The organism is Labrys wisconsinensis (assembly GCF_030814995.1).
GTDB classification, from domain to species: domain Bacteria; phylum Pseudomonadota; class Alphaproteobacteria; order Rhizobiales; family Labraceae; genus Labrys; species Labrys wisconsinensis.
Genome location: NZ_JAUSVX010000008.1, coordinates 135,406 through 160,676, shown reverse-complemented (window position 1 = coordinate 160,676; position 25,271 = coordinate 135,406). Strand labels below are relative to the sequence as shown.

26 protein-coding genes are annotated in these 25,271 nt (G+C 68.9%); 16 read left to right on the top strand and 10 right to left on the bottom strand.

Annotation, left to right across the window (positions count from 1 at the left end):
• The first annotated feature begins 15 nt into the window (after positions 1–15).
• The 4 genes from QO011_RS21160 to QO011_RS21145 all read left to right on the top strand — a co-directional run bounded on the left by QO011_RS21160 (position 16) and on the right by QO011_RS21145 (position 4,651).
• A complete protein-coding gene (locus tag QO011_RS21160; protein ID WP_307276009.1) occupies positions 16–840 on the top strand; it encodes an outer membrane protein in 825 nt (274 codons plus the stop codon).
• Between the two features lie 145 nt (positions 841–985).
• Positions 986–2,161: a phosphoserine transaminase gene (locus QO011_RS21155; RefSeq protein ID WP_307276005.1), complete on the top strand. Its 1,176-nt coding sequence runs from the start codon at positions 986–988 to the stop codon at positions 2,159–2,161.
• A gap of 87 nt (positions 2,162–2,248) precedes the next feature.
• A complete protein-coding gene (serA, locus tag QO011_RS21150) occupies positions 2,249–3,838 on the top strand; it encodes a phosphoglycerate dehydrogenase (RefSeq protein ID WP_307276002.1) in 1,590 nt (529 codons plus the stop codon).
• Positions 3,839–3,964: 126 nt separating this feature from the next.
• Entirely contained in the window at positions 3,965–4,651 is a 687-nt protein-coding gene (locus tag QO011_RS21145) for a L,D-transpeptidase (RefSeq protein WP_307275999.1), read from the top strand.
• A gap of 40 nt (positions 4,652–4,691) precedes the next feature.
• Here QO011_RS21145 and QO011_RS21140 read toward each other — a convergent pair whose 3' ends face one another.
• Complete coding sequence (locus QO011_RS21140; protein WP_307275996.1) at positions 4,692–5,591, bottom strand: DMT family transporter; 900 nt, start codon at positions 5,589–5,591, stop codon at positions 4,692–4,694.
• A 330-nt stretch (positions 5,592–5,921) separates the two neighbouring features.
• Here QO011_RS21140 and QO011_RS21135 point away from each other — a divergent pair, with 330 nt between their 5' ends.
• The gene (locus tag QO011_RS21135) at positions 5,922–6,593 is read left to right on the top strand and encodes a L,D-transpeptidase (protein WP_307275993.1); all 672 of its coding nucleotides are present in this window, start codon (positions 5,922–5,924) and stop codon (positions 6,591–6,593) included.
• Between the two features lie 39 nt (positions 6,594–6,632).
• Here the strand turns inward: QO011_RS21135 and QO011_RS21130 are convergent, their stop codons facing one another.
• The 4 genes from QO011_RS21130 to QO011_RS21115 all read right to left on the bottom strand — a co-directional run bounded on the left by QO011_RS21130 (position 6,633) and on the right by QO011_RS21115 (position 9,157).
• A complete protein-coding gene (locus QO011_RS21130; RefSeq protein ID WP_307275989.1) occupies positions 6,633–6,956 on the bottom strand; it encodes a helix-turn-helix domain-containing protein in 324 nt (107 codons plus the stop codon).
• Positions 6,934–7,323 carry a type II toxin-antitoxin system RelE/ParE family toxin gene (locus tag QO011_RS21125; RefSeq protein WP_307275986.1) on the bottom strand — a complete coding sequence of 130 codons (390 nt, stop codon included), beginning with the start codon at positions 7,321–7,323 and terminating at the stop codon, positions 6,934–6,936. The genes QO011_RS21130 and QO011_RS21125 overlap by 23 nt, the downstream gene beginning before the upstream one ends.
• Before the next feature lie 363 nt (positions 7,324–7,686).
• Positions 7,687–8,322: a 2OG-Fe(II) oxygenase gene (locus tag QO011_RS21120; RefSeq protein ID WP_307275983.1), complete on the bottom strand. Its 636-nt coding sequence runs from the start codon at positions 8,320–8,322 to the stop codon at positions 7,687–7,689.
• A 16-nt stretch (positions 8,323–8,338) separates the two neighbouring features.
• Positions 8,339–9,157: a 2OG-Fe(II) oxygenase family protein gene (locus tag QO011_RS21115; RefSeq protein ID WP_307275981.1), complete on the bottom strand. Its 819-nt coding sequence runs from the start codon at positions 9,155–9,157 to the stop codon at positions 8,339–8,341.
• Between the two features lie 127 nt (positions 9,158–9,284).
• On the opposite strand from QO011_RS21115, the gene QO011_RS21110 reads away from it, so the two are divergent.
• The 6 genes from QO011_RS21110 (at position 9,285) to QO011_RS21085 (ending at position 15,498) form a co-directional block, all read left to right on the top strand.
• A complete protein-coding gene (locus tag QO011_RS21110) occupies positions 9,285–10,151 on the top strand; it encodes a type 1 glutamine amidotransferase (RefSeq protein WP_307275978.1) in 867 nt (288 codons plus the stop codon).
• A gap of 120 nt (positions 10,152–10,271) precedes the next feature.
• Positions 10,272–11,909, top strand: coding sequence for a mucoidy inhibitor MuiA family protein (locus QO011_RS21105; RefSeq protein WP_307275975.1), 1,638 nt, complete (start codon positions 10,272–10,274; stop codon positions 11,907–11,909).
• A gap of 95 nt (positions 11,910–12,004) precedes the next feature.
• Positions 12,005–12,781 carry a hypothetical protein gene (locus QO011_RS21100; RefSeq protein ID WP_307275973.1) on the top strand — a complete coding sequence of 259 codons (777 nt, stop codon included), beginning with the start codon at positions 12,005–12,007 and terminating at the stop codon, positions 12,779–12,781.
• A 145-nt stretch (positions 12,782–12,926) separates the two neighbouring features.
• Entirely contained in the window at positions 12,927–13,700 is a 774-nt protein-coding gene (locus QO011_RS21095; protein ID WP_307275970.1) for a ferredoxin--NADP reductase, read from the top strand.
• 113 nt (positions 13,701–13,813) lie between these two features.
• Entirely contained in the window at positions 13,814–14,557 is a 744-nt protein-coding gene (locus tag QO011_RS21090) for an SDR family NAD(P)-dependent oxidoreductase (protein ID WP_307275968.1), read from the top strand.
• A 5-nt stretch (positions 14,558–14,562) separates the two neighbouring features.
• On the top strand, positions 14,563–15,498 hold the full coding sequence (locus QO011_RS21085; RefSeq protein WP_307275965.1) for an RNA polymerase subunit sigma-70: 936 nt from the start codon (positions 14,563–14,565) through the stop codon (positions 15,496–15,498).
• A 31-nt stretch (positions 15,499–15,529) separates the two neighbouring features.
• On the opposite strand, the gene QO011_RS42540 is transcribed toward QO011_RS21085, so the two are convergent.
• From QO011_RS42540 to QO011_RS21060, 4 genes are all read right to left on the bottom strand, one after another.
• Complete coding sequence (locus QO011_RS42540) at positions 15,530–16,639, bottom strand: ABC transporter ATP-binding protein (RefSeq protein ID WP_370881988.1); 1,110 nt, start codon at positions 16,637–16,639, stop codon at positions 15,530–15,532.
• On the bottom strand, positions 16,636–17,424 hold the full coding sequence (locus QO011_RS21070) for an ABC transporter permease (RefSeq protein WP_307275962.1): 789 nt from the start codon (positions 17,422–17,424) through the stop codon (positions 16,636–16,638). Before QO011_RS21070 ends, QO011_RS42540 begins: the two co-directional genes overlap by 4 nt.
• A 1-nt stretch (position 17,425) precedes the next feature.
• Positions 17,426–18,289, bottom strand: coding sequence for an ABC transporter permease (locus QO011_RS21065; RefSeq protein WP_307275958.1), 864 nt, complete (start codon positions 18,287–18,289; stop codon positions 17,426–17,428).
• A gap of 276 nt (positions 18,290–18,565) precedes the next feature.
• Positions 18,566–19,660, bottom strand: coding sequence for a polyamine ABC transporter substrate-binding protein (locus QO011_RS21060; RefSeq protein WP_307275956.1), 1,095 nt, complete (start codon positions 19,658–19,660; stop codon positions 18,566–18,568).
• A gap of 115 nt (positions 19,661–19,775) precedes the next feature.
• Between QO011_RS21060 and QO011_RS21055 the strand changes: the two genes are divergently transcribed.
• From QO011_RS21055 to phnE (QO011_RS21035), 5 genes are all read left to right on the top strand, one after another.
• Entirely contained in the window at positions 19,776–20,402 is a 627-nt protein-coding gene (locus tag QO011_RS21055) for a TetR/AcrR family transcriptional regulator (RefSeq protein ID WP_307275952.1), read from the top strand.
• Positions 20,403–20,592: 190 nt separating this feature from the next.
• Entirely contained in the window at positions 20,593–21,399 is an 807-nt protein-coding gene (gene phnC / locus QO011_RS21050; RefSeq protein ID WP_307275949.1) for a phosphonate ABC transporter ATP-binding protein, read from the top strand.
• Positions 21,400–21,461: 62 nt separating this feature from the next.
• Positions 21,462–22,388, top strand: coding sequence for a phosphonate ABC transporter substrate-binding protein (phnD, locus tag QO011_RS21045; RefSeq protein ID WP_307275946.1), 927 nt, complete (start codon positions 21,462–21,464; stop codon positions 22,386–22,388).
• 316 nt (positions 22,389–22,704) lie between these two features.
• Positions 22,705–23,589 carry a phosphonate ABC transporter, permease protein PhnE gene (gene phnE / locus QO011_RS21040; RefSeq protein WP_307275944.1) on the top strand — a complete coding sequence of 295 codons (885 nt, stop codon included), beginning with the start codon at positions 22,705–22,707 and terminating at the stop codon, positions 23,587–23,589.
• Positions 23,586–24,467 (top strand): phosphonate ABC transporter, permease protein PhnE, encoded by an 882-nt coding sequence (phnE, locus tag QO011_RS21035; protein WP_307275941.1) that lies wholly within the window; start codon positions 23,586–23,588, stop codon positions 24,465–24,467. Before phnE (QO011_RS21040) ends, phnE (QO011_RS21035) begins: the two co-directional genes overlap by 4 nt.
• A 4-nt stretch (positions 24,468–24,471) precedes the next feature.
• On the opposite strand, the gene phnF is transcribed toward phnE (QO011_RS21035), so the two are convergent.
• Positions 24,472–25,245 (bottom strand): phosphonate metabolism transcriptional regulator PhnF, encoded by a 774-nt coding sequence (gene phnF / locus QO011_RS21030; protein WP_307275940.1) that lies wholly within the window; start codon positions 25,243–25,245, stop codon positions 24,472–24,474.
• Between the last annotated feature and the right edge of the window lie 26 nt (positions 25,246–25,271).

Sequence of the window (25,271 nt, the reverse complement as noted above, 5' to 3'; positions counted from 1 at the left end):
CGACAGGAACCGACCATGGGCAGCTTCCGTACCCTCGCCTTGACCGCCGGTCTGGTGCTGGCGGGCCCGGCCGCCGCGCTCGCCGGCGACATGCCCGCCGTCCCCGAGATCCAGGACTGGGACACCGGGCCGGAGCTCGGCACCAACTGGTACCTGCGCGGCAGCGTCGGCTATTCGCTCTGGAACGAACCCAAGATCAACGGACTGTGGACCCAGCCCGCCGCCCCCGTCTCCAGCCGCAGCCTCGACGGCAGCTGGAACGCCGGCCTCGGCTTCGGCTATGATTTCGGCGGCTTCCGTGTCGACATGACCGCCGACTATATCGGCCGTCAGGACGTGAAGCTGGGCTTTGGCGCCTTCGACTGCGATACCGGTGGCGGCGGCGCCGTCTGCACGGGCGGGGCCAAGAGCAGCGTCTCGGCCATCCCGATCCTGGTCAACGCCTATGCCGATCTCGGCCGCTGGGGTGGCTTCTCCCCCTATGTCGGCGCCGGCATCGGCATGGCGCAGGTCAAGTTCGGCAGTTGGCAGACCCAGGAAGCCTGCTCGGCCAATGGCGGCACCTGCCCCTCCCCCTTCTCCGGCGACGGCGCCGGATCCTTCGGCAATGGCGGCACCACCAGCTGGAACTTCGCCTGGGCGCTGATGGCCGGCGTCAGCTATGCCGTCAGCCAGAACCTGTCGCTCGACTTCGGCTACCGCTTCCTCGATATCGCCGACGCCAAGGCGAGCGGCGGCTATACCTATCCCTCCTCGCCGGCCGCGGCGCTGGGCGACGTCAAGTACAAGGATCTCTACGCCCACGAATTCCGTGTCGGCTTCCGCTACCTCGTCGACTGACCGTCGGTACTCGCGGCGCAGGCGAGCGAGAAAGCGGCGCACACGCACAAATCCGTCTTGACGTCTCCCCTCGCCGCGCGCATACGGGCGGTGGGACATCCCTCCCCAACGAGGGACGCCCATCTGCGAGGATGGAGACATCGCGATGACGATCACACTGCCCGCGGCCAAGCCGACGGTTGCCAATTTTTCGTCCGGTCCCTGCGCCAAGCGCCCCGGCTGGACCCCGCAAGCCCTGAAGGACGCGGCGCTGGGCCGCTCGCATCGGGCCAAGATCGGCAAGACCAAGCTCGAACAGGCCATCGAGGAGACCCGCGAGATCCTGCGCGTGCCGGCGGACTACCGCATCGGCATCGTGCCGGCCTCCGACACCGGCGCCGTGGAGATGGCGCTGTGGTCGCTGCTCGGCGCCCGCGGCGTCGACCTGCTGGCCTGGGAATCCTTCGGCAGCGAATGGGTCACCGACGTCGTCAAGCAGCTGAGGCTCGCCGACGCCCGCACCGTCAAGGCCGACTATGGCGAGATCGTCGACCTCGCCGCTGTGGATAGCCGGGCCCGCGATGTGGTCTTCACCTGGAACGGCACCACGTCGGGCGTGCGCGTGCCGAACGCCGACTGGATCGCCGCCGACCGCGAAGGGCTCGCCATCTGCGACGCCACCTCCGCCGCCTTCGCCCAGCCGCTCGACTGGCCCAAGCTCGACGTCGTCACCTTCTCCTGGCAGAAGGCGCTGGGCGGCGAGGCCGCGCACGGCATGCTGGTGCTTTCGCCCCGCGCCGTCGCCCGGCTGGAGAGCTACACGCCGGCCTGGCCGCTGCCCAAGATCTTCCGCCTGACCAAGGGCGGTAAGCTGATCGACGGCATCTTCAAGGGCGAGACCATCAACACGCCGTCCATGCTCTGCGTCGAGGACTATCTCGACGCCCTCGCCTGGGCCCGCTCGATCGGCGGCCTCGACGCCCTGATCGCCCGGGCCGACGCCAACCTCGCCGCCATCGAGCGCTTCGTCGCCGCCACGCCCTGGATCGACTTCCTCGCCCGCGACCCGGCGACGCGCTCCAACACCAGCGTCTGCCTGAAGGTGGTGGATCCGGCCGTCGCCGCCCTGCCCGCCGAGGCGCAGGCCGCCTTCGCCAAGGCGCTCGCCGGGGCGATCGAGAAGGAGAAGGCCGGCTTCGACATCGCCTCCTATCGCGACGCCCCGCCCGGCCTTCGCATCTGGTGCGGCGCCACCGTCGAGACCGCCGATGTCGAGGCGCTGATGCCCTGGCTCGACTGGTCGTTCCACAAGGCCAAGGCCGAGCTGTCGCTCGCCGCCTGAGCGGCAAGCCGGCCCATCCTCCGAACCGACCCGGCCGGCGCCCGGCCGGCCCCTCCTTCATGCAAGCGACCGCGAGAGGTCCCAGCCATGACCGCCCCCAAAGTCCTGATTTCCGATGCCCTGTCGCCTGCCGCCGTCCAGATCTTCAAGGACCGCGGCGTCGAGGTCGATTTCCAGCCCGACCTCGGCAAGGACAAGGACAAGCTCGCCGCCATCATCGGCGACTATGACGGCCTCGCCATCCGCTCCGCCACCAAGGTGACCGCCAAGATCCTGGAGAGCGCGGCCAGGCTGAAGGTGATCGGCCGCGCCGGCATCGGCGTCGACAATGTCGACATCCCCGCCGCCACGGCCAGAGGCGTGATCGTGATGAACACGCCCTTCGGCAACTCGATCACGACGGCAGAGCACGCCATCGCCATGATGTTCGCGCTGGCCCGCGAGATCCCCGCCGCCGACGCTTCCACCCAGGCCGGCAAGTGGGAGAAGAACCGCTTCATGGGCGTTGAGATCACCAACAAGGTGCTCGGCATCGTCGGCTGCGGCAATATCGGCTCGATCGTCGCCGACCGCGCGGTGGGCCTGCGCATGCGCGTCATCGCCTATGATCCGTTCCTGAGCCCGGAGCGGGCGCTGGAGCTCGGCGTCGAGAAGGTCGACCTCGCCGACCTCCTCGCCCGCGCCGACATCATCACCCTGCACACGCCGATGACGGCGCAGACCCGCAACATCCTCTCGCGCGAAGCCCTCGCGAAGACCAGGAAGGGCGTGCGCATCGTCAACTGCGCCCGCGGCGGCCTGGTCGACGAAGAGGCTCTGGCCGAGCTCCTGAAGTCCGGCCATGTCGCCGGCGCCGCCTTCGACGTCTTCGTCGAGGAGCCGGCGACCGCCAATCCGCTGTTCGGCCTGCCCAACGTGGTGTGCACGCCGCATCTCGGCGCCGCCACCGCCGAGGCGCAGGAGAACGTGGCGCTGCAGGTGGCCGAGCAGATGTCCGACTACCTCCTGCGCGGCGCCATCCAGAACGCGGTCAACTTCCCCTCGATCACCGCCGAGGAAGCCCCCAAGCTCAAGCCCTATATCGCGCTCGCCGAGAAGCTCGGCTCCTTCGCCGGCCAGCTCACCGAGACCGACATCAAGACGGTGCGCATCATCTACGAGGGCGACGTGGCGCACATGAAGATCAAGGCCCTGACCAGCGCCGCCGTCGCCGGCCTGCTGCGCCCGATGCTGGCCGACATCAACATCGTCGCCGCCCCCTCGATCGCCCGCGAGCGCGGCATCGTCATCGAGGAGACGACGCGGGAGAAGATGGGCGACCATGATTCGCTGATCACGCTGGAGGTGGAGACCGAGCAGCTCACCCGCGCGGTTGCCGGCACGATCATCGCCGGCACCAAGCCGCGCATCACCCAGATCAAGGGCATCAATGTCGAGGCCGACCTGCTGCCGCGCATGCTCTACATCACCAATCGCGACCGGCCCGGCTTCATCGGCGCCATCGGCACGCTGCTCGGCGAGAACGGTGTCAACATCGCCCATATGCAGTTTGGCCGCGACTTCGAGGGCGGCAACGCCATCGCCCTCGTCGCCATCGACCAGCCGGTGAGCGAGCCGCTGCTCAAGGAGATCAACACCCTGCCCAACGTCGTGCAGGTCAAGTCCCTCACCTTCTGAGTGCGACACAAAGGCCACAGTGGCGGGGAATCGTCAGTTTAGTCCAAGATTAACCCTGTTTTGACGGGCACAAAGGCACAAGGGAAAGGGGGTCCCTCTCGTCGCTTGTTCCTGCAGGGTTGTCCGATGACCGATCTTTCCCGCCGTGCCTTCATCCTCGGCGCACCGCTCGCCCTGGCCGGTTGCGCCGGCCTGCCGCCGCCCATGGCCGGGCTCGGCGGGTTCCTCGGCGACGGCAGCGACTACCAGGAAATCTACGCGGCGATCGACGACGGCCGCTTCACCGTGCCGGCCATCGATCTGTCCAAGGTCAATCCGCGCTTCTACCGCACCCGGGTGACCGACCCGACCGGCGAGGCGCCGGGCACCATCGTCGTCGATCCCGACGCGCATTTCCTCTATCACGTCGCCGACGACGGCACGGCGATGCGCTACGGCGTCGGCGTCGGCCGCGAGGGCTTCGGCTGGCACGGCACCGCCAATATCCGCCGCAAGGCGGACTGGCCGACCTGGACCCCGCCGTCCGAGATGATGCTGCGCGACCCGCAATCGGCGCTCTATGCAGGCGGCATGCCGGGCGGTCCCGGCAACCCGCTCGGCGCCCGTGCGATGTATCTCTACCAGGGCGGCCGCGACACGATGTACCGCATCCATGGCACCATCGAGCCGGCCTCGATCGGCAAGTCCATGTCGAGCGGCTGCATCCGCCTGCTCAACCAGGACATCATCCACCTCTACAACCACACCCCGGTCGGCACTCGGGTGGTGGTGCTGCCATCGAGCGGCGGCGGCTTTCTCGACGGCGTCATGTGACGTCGTCGACGGCGTGATGTGACGGCTGCGGCCGGCGGCCTCAGCGCTTGCCGGCCTCCGCCATGGCGATGCCGCCGAACACCAGCGCGGCGGCGAGGACCTCGTCCCAGCCGAAGGGCTCGCCGAGGATCGCCAGCGCCATCAGCGCGCCGAACACCGGGATCAGGTTGATGAACAGGCCGGCCCGCGCCGGGCCGATCAGCTCGACGCCGCGGATGTAGAAGATCTGCGACAGCAGCGAGGGGCAGATCGTGACATAGGCCATGATCGCCCAGCCCCTGGCGGTCGGCCAGAAGAAGGCGCCCTCGGCGATCTCCCAGGCGAGCAGCGGCGCCGAGACCAGCATGGCCACCGCCGCGAAGCCGATGAACAGGCCGAAGCCGGAGAGCGGCGGCCTGGCTCTGAGGCCGAGCGTATAGCCGGCATAGAAGGCGCAGGCGATCAGCACGTAGAGGTCGCCGATATTGAAGCGCAGGCCCGTCAGCCGCTCGAGGTCTCCGCCCGTGGCCACCACCGCCACGCCGACCAGCGTCAGCGCCGTGCCCAGCCCCTGCAGCAGGCCGACGCGGGAGCGCAGCACCAGCACCGATCCCGCCAGCACGAACACCGGGATCGAGGCCTGAAGCATGGTGAGGTTGACGCCGCTGGTGTGGTGGGCCGCGGCATAGAGCAGGGCGTTGAAGGCGGTGTAGCCGAGCCCCGCCATGGCCACCAGCCACTTCCAGCGCGGCGCCAGCACCGGGAGCGCCGCGCGCGCCTCGCGGCGATAGAACAGGGCGAGGATGGCGCAGACGAAGAACCAGCGCAGGAAGGTCATGGTCATCGGCGTGACCTCGCCGATGGCGAGCTTGCCGATGATCGAATTGCCCGCCCACATCAGGCTGGCGGCGGGCAGCACCACATAGGCATTGTCGAAGAGGGGGCGGAGGGGATGTCGCATGGGGCACGCCGGCCCTCTGGTAAGGGGAAAAGCGGCAGGCCGCCACCGGGTGCTTGCGGAAATCCCGCGAAATCGACGGATGCCGATCACCGTCTGTTGATGCCGCTTCTCCGATGCAGGCCCGAGAAACGCCGGTCCGCCACAAATCCGCTATGGAAGTCGCCGATCAGCAATCGGCGAGGATGATGCCGGCTCCGCAGGCAGCGGGGATGGCGAGGCGCCGGGGACGGGCGCGCTCGCTCGTGCGACGACGCGCCGCCTGCTGGCGCCATCGTGCGACACGAGAGGTCAGCCTCTGGTATCATGCGTCCGAGGAATGCGAGCCGCACCATGGGACTGCGCCTTCATCTCGCCGCCGCGCTGGCGACCTTCCTGTCGGGTATCGCGATGCCCGCCTTCGCGAGCGTCCTGATCGAGATCGACAAGAGCACGCAGCACATGAGCGTCTCCGTCGACGGCGCCCCGCTCTACGACTGGCCGGTTTCGACGGGCGCGCAGGGCTATGAGACGCCCGCGGGCTCCTTCCGGCCGTTCCGCATGGAGGCGCAGCACTTCTCCAAGGAATGGGACGACGCGCCCATGCCCCATTCGATCTTCTTCACCCAGCTCGGGCACGCCATCCACGGCAGCTCGCATCGCATCGGCCGGCCCGCCTCGCACGGCTGCGTGCGCCTCTCCGTCGCCCATGCCGCGACGCTCTACGCGCTGGTGAAGCAGGAGGGGATGCCCAACACCCAAGTGGTCATCACCGGCACCGAGCCTCTCCCCGTCGACCCGCAGGTGGCGCGGCAAGGCGCGGACCCCGACCTTCCGAACGGCGTCTCCCCACGGCACCGGCTGCCCCGGCCGCAATGGCAGGGCGACACCGACGTCTATGCCGGCTATGGCAGCGACCCGCTCGACGACAACCCCTATCTTCCGCGCCGCGCCTACCGGCCCTATCCGGACGGCACTTCCCGCGGCTACGAGGTCTATCCCGAGGAGTCCTATCCCAGGTGGTAGGCGGACCGAAGCTGCCGGCGACATCGCGCCCGCTGACCGCTATGCGATTGCCCGTAGGCCCTTCGCCTTGACGAGATTCAGGAGCTTGAGAGATGGCCCGTCCGGCCGCTTCTCGCCACGTTCCCACTTGCTGACGGCGTCCTTCCGGACGTTCAGATAATGCGCAAACACGGGCTGGGAGACCTGCTCCCGCTCGCGCAGCGCGCGGATTTCCGCCGGGCTCAAAGGCTCGACAGGCGTGAGGCACAGGACATCGAACTCACGCATGGTCGCCTTGTCCACGAGGCCCGCCTCATGAAGGCCTGCCGCGGTCTTGTAGACCGATGCCAATATGCCGCCTTCAGCCTTCTTCCGCGTCGCCATCGCCTGCCACCTCGATCAGTTCTCCCGCGGCGCTCGCAGTCGCAAGCTGCTGGTCCGACAATCCCAGCAGCACAGCCGCAAGCTGCTTCAGCGCCCTCAGTTCCTTGGCCGACACACTGGCCTTGTCGCTCTTGGCGAAGCCGTAAGCGAAGAAGCTGTGGCTTCCGACACGAAAAAGGATGATCGTGCGGAAGCCGCCAGACTTGCCGCCCCCTTCCCTGGCGACACGCTGCTTGAAGACGCTACCGCCGAGATCGGCATCGTACTGGCCCAAGGCCACCTCCCGCGCCGCTTGGAGAAGCCTTTCGTCCGGCAGACGAGCCTTGCGGGCGAACCGTGCGAACTCCTTCGTGAGATAGACACTCATCGCAGGACAAGTCCGCCGAAGCAAGACAGAACATAGCTCTGGGGACTACGGATTTCAAGCAGTCGCCGTGCCCCTCGAACGGGGCGATCGACAGGGGGCTGCGCTTTCGGCTTGGCGTCGACGGTCCGGGCGACAACCTCGGCGCACGACCTCGAGTGGCGTCTCGCGCCTAAGGCGTTCTGCGATCTGGCGGACTCGCCAAGCATCGCAAAGACGCGTCGAAACAAAGAGTTAGAGCAAAGACGCGTTTCCGCCCAAAGACGCTTTGCTCTCGGAAAAGAGACGCCGCAATCAACCGCGATGCCCGGGGCGCCCATTTCTGGACGCCCGCCCCATCCCGGGGGGCGTCCGGCCCGGCCGCGCTCAGCGGCTGAACAGGCCCTTGAGCTTCTGGGCGAAGTTGTTGCGGCGGACCTTGCGCTCGAGCTCGGCGGCGTTCTTGATCCAGGCGATCTGGACCACACGCCTCTCGCCGGCGAAGGAGGTGTGGCCGTGCCAGGAATTGTCGGCGCGCAGGAAGCCGAACACCGTGCCCATCGTCGGCGGCACTTCGCAGGCATAGGGCTCGAAATTGTTCTCGTCGTAGAGGACGCGCAGCCGGCCGGCGCCGCCCTCGTCCCAATTGTCGTTCATGTAGACCAGCATGGTCATGATCTTGGACGTGCCGTCCGTGTGGATGCGGCCGTCCTTGGCGGCGGACCATTTGCGGATGGTGGTCAGGCGCGGATAGGGGTGCAGGTCCATGCCGAAGCGCTGAGACAGCACCTCCGTGAGCTCGGGCCCCTCCAACTCCTCGATCAGGCGACGGAAGGCCCCCTTGAGGCCCACTTCGTCGACGGTGAGGTAACCGGTCTTGGTGATATCCGGAAAGTCCTGCCTGAGATCGTCGAGCGTAGCCGGATCGAGGAAGTCGGAGCCGAGGAAATGCGGATAGGGCTGGCTCGAGTACGACGCCGAGCGGATCGCCTCGTGATTCAAGATCGACTGCGTTGTCGACATGCCTTGTCCTTTGTCGTTACATAGCCCGCCGGGAGAACAGCGAGGTCAGCTTCTTCATCCGCGTCGAGAAGCCATGGCGCGCCTGCTCCTTGTCGACCACGTCCTGCGAGGTCACCCAGTTCAGCTGGATGGCCCGCCGCTGGCCTTCGAAGGGCCTGTGACCGTGCCATGACGAGTCCGACCGCAGGAAGATCAGCATATTGCCGTCGATGGGCGGAATTTCGGCAGCATAGTTCTCCAGGTCGGATCCGTTCCTGAGAAGGCGCAGCCTTCCGCCTTCCGGAGCCCACGCCTCGTTGAGGTAGAGCAGCACCGTGACGATCTTCGTCTTGCTGTCGGTGTGGATGGACCCGTCCTTCTGCCGGACATAGCCGCGCACCGTGTACATCGTCGGCTTGCCGGAAAGATCGATCTTGAACTTCCGCTCGACCGCGGACCGGAAGCTATCCGCCAGCAGCTCGTCGACGATGGACTTGAACGCCCCCTTGATCTTGAGCTCGCCCGGCGCATGAGAGCCGGGACCGGGAACGGCGGGAAAATCCGCAATCACTTCCGACAGGCGCTGCGCTGGCACGAAATGGGGCACGACGACGTGGGGGAAGGGGTCAGTGCTCACTGGCGTCGCGTCGAGCGCCGACAGATCGAGATACGACATGTTGGTACCGCCAACTTGGATCAGAGCCGGGCCGCAACTTGCGTCAGCGCACCGGGTTTGTCCAATGGATTTGACCGGCGGACGAGCCGACGGGAATCGCCCCGCGAGCCTGACGGAACGTCGCTTCGAGGCTCGCTGCGGCCGAAAAGGCGGCCTTCCGCCGCCCCGGGCTGGCATCATGCCGGGCTCCCCTGCGCCGTGATCCGACCGGCGACGGCGGGGTGATCGTGCCCTCTGCGCGCCGTACGCCCTTTTCCAGGATGCCATGCGCTGCTACATGGTGGTCCAAACGGATCAGAGACAGATCATGGCTCCCCTGCGCCTCCTCGTGGTCGAAGGCAATGTCCGTGCTGCGCGTGAGCGGCACCGGGCGACCTACGGCCTGACGCCGTCCGAGTCCTATGCCGCGGTGCTGCGCCGCTTCGTGCCGGAGGCGGTCTGCGATGTCGCCTTCCCGGCGGACGAGGGCGCCAACCTGCCGGATTCGGCCGGGCTCGCCGACTATGACGGGGTGGTGATCACCGGCTCGGCGCTCAACGTGTGGAAGGCCGAGCCCGAATCGATGCGCCAGGTCGAGCTCGCCCGCGAGGTCTACCGTTCCGGCACGCCCTTCTTCGGCTCCTGCTGGGGCCTGCAGGTGGCGACGGTGGCCGCCGGCGGCTCGGTGCGCGCCAATCCCAGGGGCCGCGAGGTCGCCATCGCCCGCGACATCCGCCTGACCGAAGCCGGCGTGGCGCATCCGCTCTACCAGGGCAAGGCGCCGGTCTTCGCCAGCCCCTGCGTGCACGGCGACGAGGTCGAGGCCCTGCCCGCCCACGCCGTGGTGCTTGCCGCCAATGCGGTGAGCGACGTGCAGGCGGTCGACATCAGCCACGAAGGCGGCACCTTCTGGGGCATCCAGTACCACCCGGAATTCTCGCTCAACGAATTGTCGGTGATCCTGCGCCGCTACAAGCCGACGCTGATGAGCGAGGGCTTTTTCCGCGACCCCGCCGTGCTCGACCGCTGGCTGGAGGACCTGGAGGCGCTGGTCGCCGATTCGCGCCGCACCGACATCGCCTGGCGCTACGGCATCGGTCCCGACATCCTCGACCCGGCCGTGCGGCTCAGGGAGATCGAGAACTTCGTCGAGCACCGCGTCAAGGCCGTGCGCGCCGCCCGCGGGCGCGGCTGAGGAGCGGCGGTTCTCGCGCCGTCTCGCGCCTCTGTTCCGGCCGGAACAGCTCCGCGCCCGCGCCTCCCTGGCGCCGCAATCGCGCCCTTGATACGGGCGGACCGCAACGGGGAGGTTTCCATGCGTCACGCTCTCGCGCTCGTCTTCGCCTTGACCACGGCGCCCGCTTTCGCCGCCGATCTCGCCGTCGGCTCGCGCGTCGACGCCGTCACCGTCTATCCCGACGGCGCGACCGTCACCCGCATCCTCGACTTCGAGGCGCCGGCCGGCGACACCACGCTGGTGGCGAGCGACTTCCCCGTCGGGCTCGACCCCGCCTCGATCCGCCTCGATGCCTCGGCCGCGCCGGGCGTGTCCGTCGCCGGCGTCGACGCAAGGCAGGTCTTCCCCGAGCAGCCCGCGCCCGATGCCGGCCTCGACCGCCAGGTGCAGGACCTCAAGGACCGGCGCGCGGGCGTCGAGGGGGAGATCGCGGCGCTGCTGGTGAAGCAGGGCTTCATCGAGCGCATCGCCAAGTCGGCCGTGATCGGCGGCGGCAAGGGCCCGGACGACAAGCCCTTCGATCCCGCCGCGCTGCGCGCCGCCTGGAACACGGTGGGCGACGATCTGAAGGACGTGAACGAGGCGCTGCGCCAGGCCGGGCTGCGCGCCCGCGCCATCGACGAGGACATCGCCCGGGCGACGGCCCGAAGCGACGGGCGGCCGCAGGGCCAGCAGCGCATGGAGCTGCGCATCGCCCTCGGCGCCGGTGAGGCGGTGCACGGCCGCATCGCCGTGAGCTACAGGATCGACGATGCCGGCTGGACGCCGCTCTACGATGCGCGGCTCGACAGCACCAAGGGCGCGCTCGAGCTGGTCCGCCGCGCCCGCATCACCCAGTCCACCGGCGAGGATTGGACGGACGTGGCGCTGACCGTCTCCACCGCGCGGGCGACCGCCGGCGCCTCCGTGCCCAAGCTGGAGACCAAGCTGGTGACGCTCTACCAGCCGCCGATCGCGGTTGGAGAGGCCGCGCCGCCCCCGGCCGACGCCATGGCGCCGATGCCGCGGAAGGCGATGCGCCCCGCCGCGCCGGCGGCCGCCACGCCGCTGCCCAAGCCCGGCCGCGAGCAGGAGGCCAAGCTCGACACCGGCGGCTTCCAGAGCAGTTGGACCCTGCCGGCCCGCACCTCGATCGCCTCGGGCCCGGCGACCAAGGCGCTGCGCCTCGCCTCGACCACGATCGCGCCCGACATCGTCGCCCGCACCGCGCCGGCCCTGCAGGCCACCGCCTATCTCGAGGCCCGCTTCGACCATGCCGAGGACACGCCGCTCTTCCCCGGCCCCGTCTCGGTCTATCGCGACGGGCTCTATGCCGGCCAGGCCGACATGCCGCTGGCGACGCGCGGCGAGCCGATCCGACTCGGCTTCGGCGCCGACGACCGCATCAAGGTCGACCGGGTCGTCACCCGCAAGCTCGAGACCGACAGCGGCCTGATCCGCTCGACCCGCAGCGACCGCCGCGACTTCAAGATCAGCCTGCGCAACGGCCGGCCGACGCCGATCAAGGTCTCGGTGGAGGAAGCCCTGCCGGTCAGCGAGATCGCCGACGTCAAGGTCGAGATGTCGCCGCAGACCACCCCGCCCACCACGAAGAACGCCGACGATCGCCGCGGCATCATGGTGTGGACCTACGACCTGCCCGCCGGCGGCACGCAGGAGATCAAGTTCGGCTACAAGGTGTCCTGGCCGGGCGACCTCGACGTCGAGCTCGACTGAGCGCCGGTGAAGGCGGGGGTGCCATCGGCGCCCTCGCGCTCTACCATGCCCCGCCGGCCGTCGGGCCGGCGGGCAATCCGAAAGGTTCCGCACAGATGCTTCGCGCCCTGCGCTTCCTCCTGCCGGCTCTGGCCGCGCTCCTGGCCACCGGCCATGCCGCGACGGCGCTCGACATCGGCCCGCGGGCCATCCCGCTGAAGATCGCCGGCGTGCCGGTCGAGGTCGTGGCGACCGCCGCCGTCGACGTCCAGACCAGCGGCGACAGGGTGGCGCTCCGGGTCGTCGCCACCGGCGACCTCGCCTCGATCCAGGACAATGTGCTGGAGATCGCCCGCCACCTGCCGCTGCCCAGCGACGCCTGCGCCCGCAAGGGCGCCAACCTCGTGGTCAACAGCATCGATGCGGCCTCGATCACGCCGGCCGGCTCGAGCGTGGTGCTGAGCATGTCGGGCCGCGTCACCGCCTGGGCCTGCGCCAAGGTGCTCGGCGCCAAGATGAAGACCAAGATCACTTCCGACACGGTGCGCATCACCGCCCCGGTCGAGCTGCACCAGGACGGCCCGCAGCACGTGGCGCTGCGCCTCAGCGGGCAGGCGACGCTGGAAACCGGCAATCCCCTCACGGCCGAAGCCGCCTCCGCCGTGGTCGGCGACCTCAATGCCCGCCTGACCGCGGCCCTCGCCAAGGCCCTGGACACCGCCAGCGAACGGGCGGCCCTCCCCGACCTTCCCGGCCTGTCGGTGACGGTGGAGAAGGCGAGCTTCGAGCAGGACCAGTCCAAGGTGCTGCTGCGGATCGGCGGCAAGGCCGACATGACCAGCGCCGCCTTCAACGAGCTGCTGGACCTGGCGACGAGGAAGGCCTCGCCATGATGCGGCGGCCGCAGCACCGCGCATAGCGCATGGCTGCGACGCTATTTCACGTCTGGATACGGGATATAAAGTTGATTACACGCGAGACTGCGGATATAAGCCGCGACATTCTCCATCCCGGTCCGATCCTGCGTGGCTTGCCAGCATGAGCAATTTCTTCGAAGAGCGTGTTCTCAGCGTCCGCCACTGGACCGACACCCTGTTCAGCTTCACCACCACGCGCGATCCCGGCTTCCGCTTCGAGAACGGCCAGTTCACCATGATCGGCCTGCCGGTCGACGGGCGCCCGCTGCTGCGGGCCTATTCGGTGGCCAGCGCCAACCATGAGGACACGCTGGAATTCTTCTCCATCAAGGTGCCGAACGGTCCGCTGACCTCGCGGTTGCAGCACCTCAAGGAAGGCGACCCGATCATCGTCGGCCGCAAGGCCACCGGCACGCTGCTGCTCGACAACCTCCTGCCCGGCAAGCATCTCTATCTGCTCGGCACCGGCACCGGCCTCGCCCCGTTCCTCAGCCTGGTCAAGGACCCCGGGGCCTATGACCGCTTCGAGAAGATCGTGCTGATCCACGGCGTCCGCCAGGTGGCCGAGCTCGCCTATGGCGAGCGCATCACGCGCGAGCTGCCCGAGCACGAGTTCCTCGGCGAGGCGGTGCGCGAGAAGCTGATCTACTATCCCACCGTCACCCGCGAGGCCTTCCGCAACACCGGCCGCATCACCGACCTGATCACGACGCAGAAGCTGTTCGAGGACATCGACCTGCCGCCGCTCGGCAAGGAGGACGACCGGGTGATGATCTGCGGCAGCCCCGACATGCTGCGCGACATCAAGACGCTGCTGGAGGAGAACGGCTTCGCCGAGGGCAACCACGGCCAGCCCGGCCATTTCGTCATCGAGAAAGCCTTCGCCGAGCGCTGAGGGGCGGCTTTCGGGCAGCACGACGAGGCGGGCCGAAAATAATTTCAGTCGGCGCGATGCACCGCGGGACGCCGGGACGTCCCACTCCACGTCGCAACCGTGGAGAAGCCGTCATGTCCGATCTGTCCCGTACACCAGTCACCCTCGTCGGCGCCAGCCGCGGCCTCGGCCGTGTCCTGGCCGAAACCTTTTATCGTCTCGATGCGCAGGTCCTGGCCGTGGCGCGGGGGCAGGCCGATCTCGACGCCCTGGCGCGCGACCTGCCCGGCGTGGCGGTGCTGGCCTGCGACGCGTCGGCGGCCGATGCGCCGGAGCGCGTGCTCGCTGCCCAGGTGCCGCGCCTCCTGGTCCTGTGCGGCGGCGCCATGCCGCCGTGCCGCCCCTTCCCGCAGGTCGACTGGGAGGCGTTCAGCGGCAACTGGAACACCGACGTGCGCATGAGCTTCCATTTCCTGCAGGCGGCGCTGAAGCGGCCGCTGCCGCCGGGCACGACCGTCGTCACCATCACCAGCGGCGCCGTGCGCCAGGGCTCGCCGATCTCCGGCGGCTATGCCGGCGCCAAGCAGATGCAGATCTTCATGTCCGGCTACGCCCAGAAGGAGGCCGACCGGGCGGGCCTCGACCTGCGGTTCCTGTCGCTGGCGCCTGCCCGCCTCATGCCGCAGACGGATATCGGCGCGGCCGGCGTGAAGAGCTATGCCGCCTATAACGGCACCAGCGAGGCCGCCTTCCTCCAGGCGATGGGGCCGGGGCTGACGCCGCAGCAGGTCGCCGAGGCGCTGCTCGGGCTGATCGGGACGGCGCAGCCGGGCGGCAATTTCATCGTTTCTCCCGACGGCGTGGCGGCGCTAGGCTGATGCGCATGGAGGCATCGATCGCCGGTCCCGACGCTTCGAGCGCGCCCGATGCGTCGGGCGCCTTTTCCGCCCTGGCCGGCGCCCTGCACGCCGAGCTGCAGCGCCATTGCTATCGCATGATGGGCGGCCTGCAGGACGCCGAGGACTGCGTCCAGGAGACGCTGCTGCGCGGCTGGCGCGAGTTCGCCGGCCTGCGCGACGGGTCGGCGGGACGGTCATGGCTCTACAGCATCGCCACCCGCGTCTGCCTCGATGCCCTGCGCACGCGGCGGCGGCGGCAGGCCCTGTTCGGCCCGAGCCTCGACGAGGCCGAGCCGGGGTCGGAGCCATGGGTCGAGCCGTGGCCGGGCGGGGTTCCGCCGTCGGGCCCCGAGCGCGATCGGGACATCCGCCTAGCCTTCGTCTCGCTGCTGCACGGCCTCTCGCCGCGCGCCCGCGCCGTGCTGCTGCTGCACGACGGCGTGGGCATGACGGCGGCGGAAGCGGCGTCCGCGCTCGGCCTCAGCGTGGCGGCGGCGCGCAGCGCCCTGCAGCGCGCGCGGACCGCCCTGCCGCCGCAGGACGCCGTGGCGGCGGACGCCCCCGCGGTGGAGGCCTATGTCGAGGCCTGGAACGCCGGCGACGTCGATGCGCTGATCGGCCTGCTGCATCGGGACATCGTCCTCACCATGCCGCCATGGCACCGCACGTTCACCGGCCGCGAGGCGGTGGCACGCTTCATGACATCGGTCTGGCCGCGCTATGACGGCTTCCGCGCCGTGGCCGTCATCGCCAACGGCCAGCCGGCGGCGGCCGTCTATGCCAGCCGCGGCACCGGGTTCCATCTGCCGCATTCCCTGCACGTCCTGGCCGGGCGCGGCGAGATCGCCGAGATCGTCCTTTATGCGCCGCCCCTGGGCGCGAGCCTGTTTGCGGCGTTCGGCCTGCCCCCGACCGCCTGATCCGTCGCGCGGCGGCGCGCCCGGATGGATCTCAGCGCGGGGTCCGGCTCGCTGCGGCGTCGCCCCGCAGCGCCACGACGTCGGCGGCCTTGACGGCAAGGCTGATCGGCTGGCCCTGCGCAACCGGGGCGGTCGGCTCCAGATGCATGACGAGCTCCAGGCCGGACGCGGAGGCGAGCCGCGCATGGCAGCGGTAATGCGTGCCGAAGAAGGCGGCACCCGTCACCGTCGCCGGGCCGAGCGCCAAGGCCTCGTCCGGGACGTCGCCCCGGCGAAAATGCTCGGGCCGGACGCAGAGCGTCACCGGCTCGCCCGGCGCCGGCAGGCCGGCCGTGAAGCATTGCGCCGGCAGCCTGGCCTCGCCGCACGGCATCGCCACCCGCACGCAATCCGTCTCGACTGCCGCCGCGGTGGCGTCGAGGAAATTGACCTCGCCCATGAAGCCGGCGGCGAACAGCGAGCGCGGCCTGAGATAGATGTCGGCGGGCCGGCCGACATCCTCGATCCGCCCCTGGTTCATCACCACGATGCGGTCGGCGATCGCCATCGCCTCCTCCTGGTCGTGGGTGACGTGCACGAAAGTGGTGCCGACCCGCTTCTGGATGGCCTTGAGCTCGTCCTGCATCTGGCGCCTGAGCTTGAGGTCGAGCGCCCCGAGCGGCTCGTCGAGCAGCAGCACCTGCGGGTCGACGGCGAGGGCGCGGGCGAGCGCCACGCGCTGGCGCTGGCCGCCGGAGAGCTCGTGCGGCTTCTTCAGCGCCGCCGCCCGCAGGCCGACGAGATCGAGGAAGTCGAGCGCTCGGGCGAGGCGCTCGCGCTTGCCCGTGCCGCGCATCCGCAGGCCGAAGCCGACATTGTCCTGAAGGCGCATGTGGGGGAACAGCGCATAGTCCTGGAACATGGTGGTGGTCGGGCGCCGCGCCGGCGGCACATGGGTCATGTCGACCCCGCCGATCAGGACGCGGCCGGCACCCGGCGTCAGGAAGCCGCCGAGGATGGAGAGCAGCGTGGTCTTGCCGCAGCCAGAGGGTCCGAGCAGCACGATGAACTCGCCGGCCGCGATCTCCAGGCTGACGTCGTCGAGCGCGGTGAAGCCGCCGAAGCGCTTCGTGGCCTTCTCGATGGAAACGGCGGCGGTCATGGCTTGGCCTTGCGTCCGAACAGGAAGAGCTCCAGCGCCAGGAGCAGGGTCACCGAGATCAGGAAGACCAGCGAGCCGACGGCATTGGTCTTGGGGCTGAGGCCCGAGCGCAGGAGGCTCCAGATCTCGACCGGCAGCGTCACGTCGAAGCGCGACAGGAGGAAGGCGATGATGAACTCGTCCCAGCTGAAGGTCATCGCCAGGAAGAAGGCGGCGAGGATCGAGGGCATGAGCATCGGCGCCGTGACCAGCGCCATCACCTGGAGGTCGCCGGCGCCGAGGTCGCGCGCCGCCCGCTCGATGTTGACGTGGTGGTCGCCCATGGCGGCGTAGATGATCGCAAAGCACAGCGGCAGGTTGATCACGACATGGCCGATGCCGACCGTCCACAGCGACAGGCGCAGGCCGAGGCCGTTGAGCACCGCGAGCAGGCCGAGGCCGATGATCAGCGAGCTCACCGTCATCGGCGCGATCAGGAGGCCGCGCTGCAGGGCCGAGCCGGGCAGGCGGTAACGGGCGAAGCCATAGGCGGCGAGAAACCCGAGCAGGCAGGCGGCGAGCGAGGAGGCGACCGCCACGATCAGCGAGTTGATCAGCGCCCGGGTCAGCTTGGCGTCGGCGAACACGGCCGCATACCATTTCAGCGAGGGGCCGTTGAACGGCGGCACCGGCAATTGGCCGCCTTGGAAGGAGAACAGCACCAGCACCGCCACGGGCAGGAAGATGAAGCCGTAGATCAGCACGGCATAGGCGCCGCCGGCGATGTCGGAGAGGCGGGAGCGCATCTCAGGCCCTCTCGATCTTCAGCCAGCGCGCCGTCAGCGCATAGGCGGCGGTGACCACCAGCATCAGCACGATGGAGAGGGCCGCGGCCATCGGGAAGTCCGCCCGCCGGCCGATCTGCAGCATGATGATCTGCGGCAGCACCAATTCGTTGTTGCCGCCGAGGATCTGCGGCGTGACATAGTCGCCGATGCACAGCACGAAGGTCAGGAACGCGCCGGTCATGATGCCCGGCAGCGTCAGCGGCAGGATGACGTGCCAGAACGTCTGCAGCGCATTGGCGCCGAGGTCGGCGGCGGCGCGCCGGTAGTTCGGCGAGAGCTGCACCAGGTTGGCGTAGATCGTCAGGGTCAGCAGCATGACGAAGAAATGCACGAAGCCGATCACGGTCGCCGTGCGCGTGCTGGCGAGGTCCAGCGGCTCGGCGATCAGGCCCGCCCCGATCAGCGCCTGGTTGATGACGCCGTTTCGCGACAGCACCAGCAGCCAGGCGTAGGAGCGCACGACGTAGGAGGTCCAGAACGGCAGCACCGCCAGGAGCAGGGCCAGGCGTTGCAGGCGGCGCGGCACGCGTTCGGCGATGATCCAGGCCAGGGGATAGGCCAGCAGCACCGACAGCGCCGTGACCACGAGCGTGATCTCGAGCGAGTTGGTCAGCCCCTTGAGGAGCGCGTCCTCGGCGAGGAAGCGGCCATAGTTGTCGAGCGTCCAGGTCCGGACGATGCCCAGCGCCCCGCGCTGCCACAGGCTCATCGCCGCCATGAACAGGAAGGGCAGCACGAAGAAGGCGACCGTCCACAGGAGGGCCGGCAGCACGAAGCCCCAGGCCTTGCGCCGGTCGGCGCGTTCGAGGGAAGGAGCGGTCATCGAGAAGCTCCGGGTGCCGTCGGAGGGGTTCGGCAAGTCGTCACGGAAAGAAGCGCGACGCCAGCAATTCCCCTCCCCCTTGCGGGAGGGGTACGGGGTGGGGGTCCGTCAGGACAAGGCGCGCCCCTGGTCGAAGGGTCCTGCGCTCGACCTCGATCCGTCGAGGCCGGCCTCGCGACCCCCATCCCTTACCCCTCCCGCAAGGGGGAAGGGATCGGCCGGCGTTGCGGCAGGTCCAACACGGAAGCGTCTCACCCACCGAAAGCCCGCGCCCCCTCAGCGCTGCATCATCTCCGTCCAGGCGTCCTGCAGCTTGCGGTCGAGCTCCGGGCTCGGAGCGGGATAGAGCTGCGTCTTCTTCAGATACTCCGCCTGGTCGTTCCAGCGCAGCGCCGCCTTCTGGGCATCGGTCAGGAGGGCGCCGGCCTTGGCGTTGGCCGGCATGGCCCAATAGCACGAGGAGGTGGCGAGGCGGGCCTGGCCTTCGGGGCTGAGGATGTACTGCACGAACTTCAGCGCCAGGTCCTTCTTGGCCGAGTCCTTCATGACGGCGATCGACTGGCTCCAGCGCACCGCGCCCTGGTCGGGAATGATCCAGTCGAGGTTGGGCTTGTCGTGGGCGAGCGCTGCGGTGATCCATTCGCCGCCGCCGACCAGGATGTCGACCTCGCCGGTGGCGAGCGCGGTCTGCGAGGCCGTCACCTCGCTGACCTGCTTGGCGACCGTCTTCATCGCCGCGAGCTTGTCCTTGATGGCCGGCAGGTCGGCCTCGCCGAGCTCGGCGGTCTTCTTGCCGAGCGCGATGTCGACCAGGCCGATCATCGGCAGGTAATAGTCGTAGAGGGCGATGCGGCCCTTGTACTTCTCCGACCACATCACCGTGAGGTCCTTGACGTCCTTCGGATCGACCTTGCTCTTGTCGAAGGAGATGGTGTTGTAGCCGAACTTCTCCGTCACGGCGTAGGTCTTGCCGTCCCTGGTGTTCTGGCTCTCCATCCGCACGTCCGGGAAGATGTCGGCGGTCGGCAGCGCATCCGCCGGGATCTCGGCCAGCAGCCCCTGATCGACGACGCGGTGCACGTCGATGCCGTCGACCACCATCACGTCCCAGTCGCCCGGCCGCGACTGCTCGAGGATGGAGAGCGCCGCGCCGGTGCCCTCGTATTCCTTCAGGTTGACCTTGACGTTGTTGGCCTTCTCGAAGGGCTCGATCAGCGCCGGGTCGGTATGGTCGCACCAGACCAGGGCGTTGAGCTCCTCCTGCGCCAGGGAGGGCGTCGCCGCGGCCGTGACGGCGGCGGCAAGGGCGAGCGCCGCGGCGGTCGCGAGGAAACGGCGCCGGGGCATCCGGCCGTGCGAAGCAATGGTCATGGTCAAATCCCTCTGCCGGCGCATTCGATCCGTCGCCGTTGCACAAGAAAATTGAATGAATTCATTTTTTGGGTCAATATGAAAAATGAACAGACTCAGAAATTGGGGGGAAGCCATGGCCGGGCTGCGCGCGAGGCAGAAGGCGGATCGCAGCCGGCGCATCCTGGAGGCGGCGACCAGCCTGTTCCGCGAGGCCGGCTACGAGGCGGCCCGCATCGAGGACATCGCCGAGCGCGCCGAGGTCTCGGTCGGGACCTTCTACAATTATTACGAGAACAAGGGCGACATCCTGGTCGCCGTCGTCAGCATGGAGGTGGAGGAGGTGCTGGAGGCCGGCCGTGCCATCGTCGAGGCGCCGCCCCCCTCGGTCGCCGAGGCGCTGAAGACGCTGATCGAGCAATATTACGACCACTCGCTGGTCTATCTCAGCAAGGCGATGTGGCGGGCGGCCATGGCCATGTCGATCCAGCAGCCGGAGAGCCCGTTCAGCCGGCGCTACACCGACCTCGACCAGCGCCTGTGCGAGCAGGTGTCGAGCCTGATCCGCAAGCTGCAGCTGCGCGGAGCGGTGATGCCGGGCATCGACGCCGAGGCGGTCGGGCAGATGCTGTTCAACAACCTCAACGCGATGTTCACGGAGTTCGTCAAGCAGGAGGCCATGACGCTGGACGGCCTCAAGGAGCAGGTCGGGCGGCAGAACCGGCCGCTCGCCAGCCTGATCGCCGCGCCTGCGCCGGCGTGAGCGCGCCGTGCCGGCCTCCCCTGAAGGAATCGTCATGACAGCCATTCCCGTCTGTCATCAAAGCGTTGCCCTGGCGCGTTAGCCCCTAGACAGGAACGCGCGGATCCACCGCGCGAGAGCTTTGCGGACCGTCGGAGCCAGGGGCTGACGCCGGCGCTCCGCATGCGCAGACCAAACCGCAGGGGGCTGCATGCTGGTCTTGGAACGGGTGTCGCGGCGCTTCGGCGCCAAGACCGCCGTGGGCAATGTCGACCTGGAAATCGCCGCCGGCAGCTTCGTCGGCGTGATCGGCCGCTCCGGCGCCGGCAAGTCGACCCTGCTGCGCCTGATCAACCGCCTGGCCGATCCGACCGAGGGCCGCATCCTCTGGGACGGCGTCGACGTCACCGCTCTGAAGGGCCGCAAGCTGCGGGAATGGCGCAGCCGCTGCGCCATGATCTTCCAGCAATTCAACCTGGTCGGCCGCCTCGACGTGCTGACCAACGTGCTGATGGGGCGCCTCGCCAAGGTCTCCACCACGAGCTCGGTGCTGCGCCTGTGGAGCGAGGAGGACAAGGCGATCGCCCTCTCCGCCCTGGAGCAGTTCGACATCGGCGCCCTGGCGGCTCAGCGCGCCGATTCGCTCTCCGGCGGCCAGCAGCAGCGCGTCGCCATCGCCCGGGCCATGGTGCAGGATCCCTCGATCATCCTGGCCGACGAGCCGATCGCCTCGCTCGACCCGCGCAACACCAAGGTCGTCATGGACGCCCTGCTGCGCATCAACAAGCATTTCGGCATCACCGTGCTGTGCAACCTGCATTCGCTCGACCTGGCGCGGGAGTACTGCGACCGGCTGGTCGGCATGGCGGCCGGCAAGGTGGTGTTCGACGGCGCGCCGGCGGCGCTCACCGCCGATGTCGCGCGCGACCTCTACGGCCTGGAAGCCGCCGACGTGATCGGCGCCGAGGCCGCCCTCGATCCGGCTGTGGCGGCGATCGCTCGTCCCGCCGCAGCCTGAGCCGCACTCGGCGCGAGCCGAGCCATCGCATCTGCAGAACTCGACCAGAACAGGAGATGTCCATGCTGAACCGCAGGACCATGCTCGGCTTCGCCGCCGCGCTCGCCTTCGCCGGCACCGCCCAGGCCCAGGACTGGAAGGCGCAATATCCCGAGCTGACCCTCGGCGTCATCCCGGCCGAGAACGCCTCGGGCACCGTCGACCGCTACACCCCCCTCACCGACTACCTCTCCAAGGAGCTCGGCGTGAAGGTGACGCTGCGCGTCGCCAACGACTACGCCGCGGTGATCGAAGGCCAGCGCGCCGGCAACATCCAGATCGCCTTCTACGGCCCGGCCTCCTACGCCCGCGCCATCATCACCGGCGTCGCCACCGAGCCGGTGGTCGTGCAGCGCCACAACACCGGCCTCACCGGCTATTATTCCGTGGTCTATGTCCGGGCCGACAGCCCCTACAAGACCATGGACGACCTCAAGGGCAAGAAGATCGCCCTGGTCGACCCGAACTCGACCTCCGGCAACAACGCCCCGCGCTACTTCCTCAACAAGGCCGGCTATACCGTCGACACGTTCTTCGGCTCCAACGTCTATGCCGGCAGCCACGACAACGCCGTCCTCGCTCTCGCCCAGGGCACGGTCGACGCCGCGGCCAACTCCTGGAATTCCGAGCACGATTCCAACCTCACCCGCATGCTGACCAAGGGCATTCTCAAGAATGCCGACGGCACGCCGATGAAGCTGGAAGACTTCCGCATCGTCTTCAAGTCGGACCTGCTGCCGGAAGGCCCCTTCTCGGTGCTGTCGGCGCTGCCGGCCGACCTGAAGAAGCAGATCACCGACGCCTTCCTCGCCATGCCGAAGAAGGACAAGGCCGGCTTCGACAAGCTCTCGGACGGCAAGGACATCGAGTTCGTCGCGACCAAGCCCGCCGATTACGAAGGCATCATCGGCATGGTCAAGTACAACGACGAAGCCCGCAAGAAGAGCTGAGGCCATCCGGCAGCCGTCGAAACGTCGCGGACTGCTGCCCGTATGCAAGATAAAGCGTCATGGGCGGACTTGATCCGCCCATCCACGCGACCACCAGCCTGCGTCGAGTTCACGTGGATGGCCGGGACGAGCCCGGCCATGACGTCGCGGATGGGGATGTCGCAAAGCCCCATCCTGGAGGCCACGCCTCGACCGAGCTTCTCCCGCGACGTCTCAGCGTCATGGCCGGGCTTGTCCTGGCCATGACGCTGCCACCGGCCATCCTCTCCAACTGAAGGTCGGCCTCACCGGTCGCCCAGCCTCGCCGGAGCCGCCCTTGCCCAGCGCCCTGCCCCGCCTGCCCGACCGGCAGGCCGCCGCCCTGATCGGCGCCTATCGGCGCAGCGTCGCCGCACGCCGGAACCGGACGCTGGTGCTTGCTGCGGTGTTCGTCGTCCTGATCCTGCTCAGCGGCCATCTCGCCGAGGTCAGGCCGGGCACGCTGGTCTCCAACATCGCCAATTTCGGCAACTATCTCGCCAAGACCGTGCCGTCGCTCTCCGTCCAGAGCTTCGGCAGCGACGTCAAGGCCTGGTACTGGAACTTCCCGTCCTGGCTGAAGCTGCTGGGCGAGACGCTGCTGATCTCCTATCTCGGCACGCTGTTCGGCGGTCTCGTCGGTTTCAGCCTATGCTTCCTCGCCTCGGCCAACCTGGTCTCCAACCGGTGGCTGCGCCTGGGCACGAAACGCCTGCTCGAATTCTGCCGCACGGTGCCGAGCGTGGTCTTCGCGCTCCTGTTCGTCATCGCCTTCGGCCTCGGCCCGATGGCCGGCGTGCTGGCCCTCACCATCCACACGGCCGGCGCGCTCGGCAAGCTCTTCGCCGAGGTGGTCGAGAACATCGACATGAAGCCGGTCGAGGGCCTGTCCTCCACCGGCGCCGGCTGGGTGCAGACCGTGCGCTTCGCCGTGCTGCCGCAGGTGCTGGCCAACTTCACCAGCTATTCCCTGCTGCGCTTCGAGATCAATGTGCGCGAGGCCGGCGTCATGGGCTTCGTCGGCGCCGGCGGCATCGGCCAGGAGTTCCTGGTGGCGATCCGCAACTTCTACTACACGGACGTCAGCGCCATCCTCCTGATGATCGTCGCCACGGTGATCACCATCGACCTGCTCACCGAGCAGTTGCGCCACCGTCTCACCGACGCCAGGGGCGTGGCATGACCGGCGCCGCTGCGGCCACCCGCTCGATCCGCGACCTCGCGCTGGCCGACCTCGCCGGCCTGAAGGCCCGCCATCCCGAGGCCTTCGCCGGCTCGCCGGGCCGGCGCGCCCTGGCGATCGCCATCGTCGCGGCCATGGCCGGCCTGGCGCTGTTCGCCATGATCTGGTTCGACTTCTCGCCGTTGCGCATCTGGATCGGGCTGCACCGCCTCGGCGACTTCGCAGTGATGATGTTTCCGCCCAGCGCCGGCGGCCGGTTCCAGGCCTTCCTCACGGCGCTCGGCGAGACGCTGGCCATCGCCTTCCTCGGCACGCTGGCCGGCGCCGCCATCGCCTTTCCCTTCGCCTTCCTCGCGGCTCGCAACGTGGTGAAGAGCCTGCCGCTGCGTTTCGCCATGCGCCGCATCTTCGACGTCATCCGCTCGGTCGACACGCTGATCTGGGCCCTGATGTGGGTGAGCGTCGTCGGCCTCGGTCCCTTCGCCGGGGCGCTCGCCATCGCCTGCTCCGACATCGGTGCCTTCGGCAAGCTGTTCTCCGAAGCGATCGAGACGACGGAGCACAAGGCGGCCGAGGGCGTGGCGGCCTCCGGCGGCAGCCGGCTGCACCAGGTGCGCTTCGGCCTGTTGCCGCAGGTGCTGCCGGTCATGGCGAGCCAGGTGCTGTATTTCTTCGAATCCAACACCCGCTCGGCCACCATCATCGGCATCGTCGGCGCCGGCGGCGTCGGCCAGTACCTCACCGAGCTGATCCGCGTGCTCGACATGGATCAGGTCGCCTTCCTGATCATCATGATCCTGATCACGGTGGCCCTGATCGATATGGTCTCGACCCGCCTGCGCATGGCGCTGATCGGCACGTCCATGGTGCGCAGATAGCGGCTTACGGCTCGACCACGAATTCCATCCGGTCGGCCGCGAACAGCGTCTGCCCCGCCTTGATCGGCACGCCGTCCATGTCGACGTTGCAGCCGGTGATCACCATCAGCACCCGGCCGGGCGCGAGGTCGAGCTCGGCCGCCTCGGCCGCGCTGGCGATGCGGGCGGAGACGCGCGATTCGCCCTGTCGGTAATCGGCGACGCCGCAGGCCGCCAGCGCCGGCGTGATCGCGCCCGTCCGCCCGAAAGCTTCCACGAAGCCGGCGAAGCGCGGCAGCGGCATATGGGACGTGGCGATCGACACCGGCACGCCGTCGACGAAGCGTTTGATGCGCGTGCGCAGCACCGGCGTGCCCGGGGCGAGGCGCAGCATCGCCGCGGTCTCGGCCGTCGCCGCCACCGTCCCCGCTTCCAGGAGGTCGCCGCCGGCGGCATGGCCGGCGCGGGCGACGTTCTCGGAAAAGCGGGTGCGGGCGCCGATGGGATAGGGCACGCGGCCGCCCTCGACGAAGGTGCCGCGCCCCTGCGTGGCGCGCACGAGCCCCCTGGCCGCGAGCTCGCCGATGGCACGGCGCACGGTGTGGCGGTTGACGCCGAAGCGCGCGGCGAGCTGGGCCTCGGTCGGCAGCTGCGTTCCGGCCGGCAGCAGGCCGGCGGCGATCTCCGCCTCGATCTCGTCGGCGATCTGGCGCCAGGCGGCGACGCCGTCGCCGCGGGCGAGCACGCCGTCGCCGCGGCGGGCTCCGGCCTCGGCGTGGGTTGATGGAGTGGACGTCATCACAATGTCATTGGACTCGGACATGG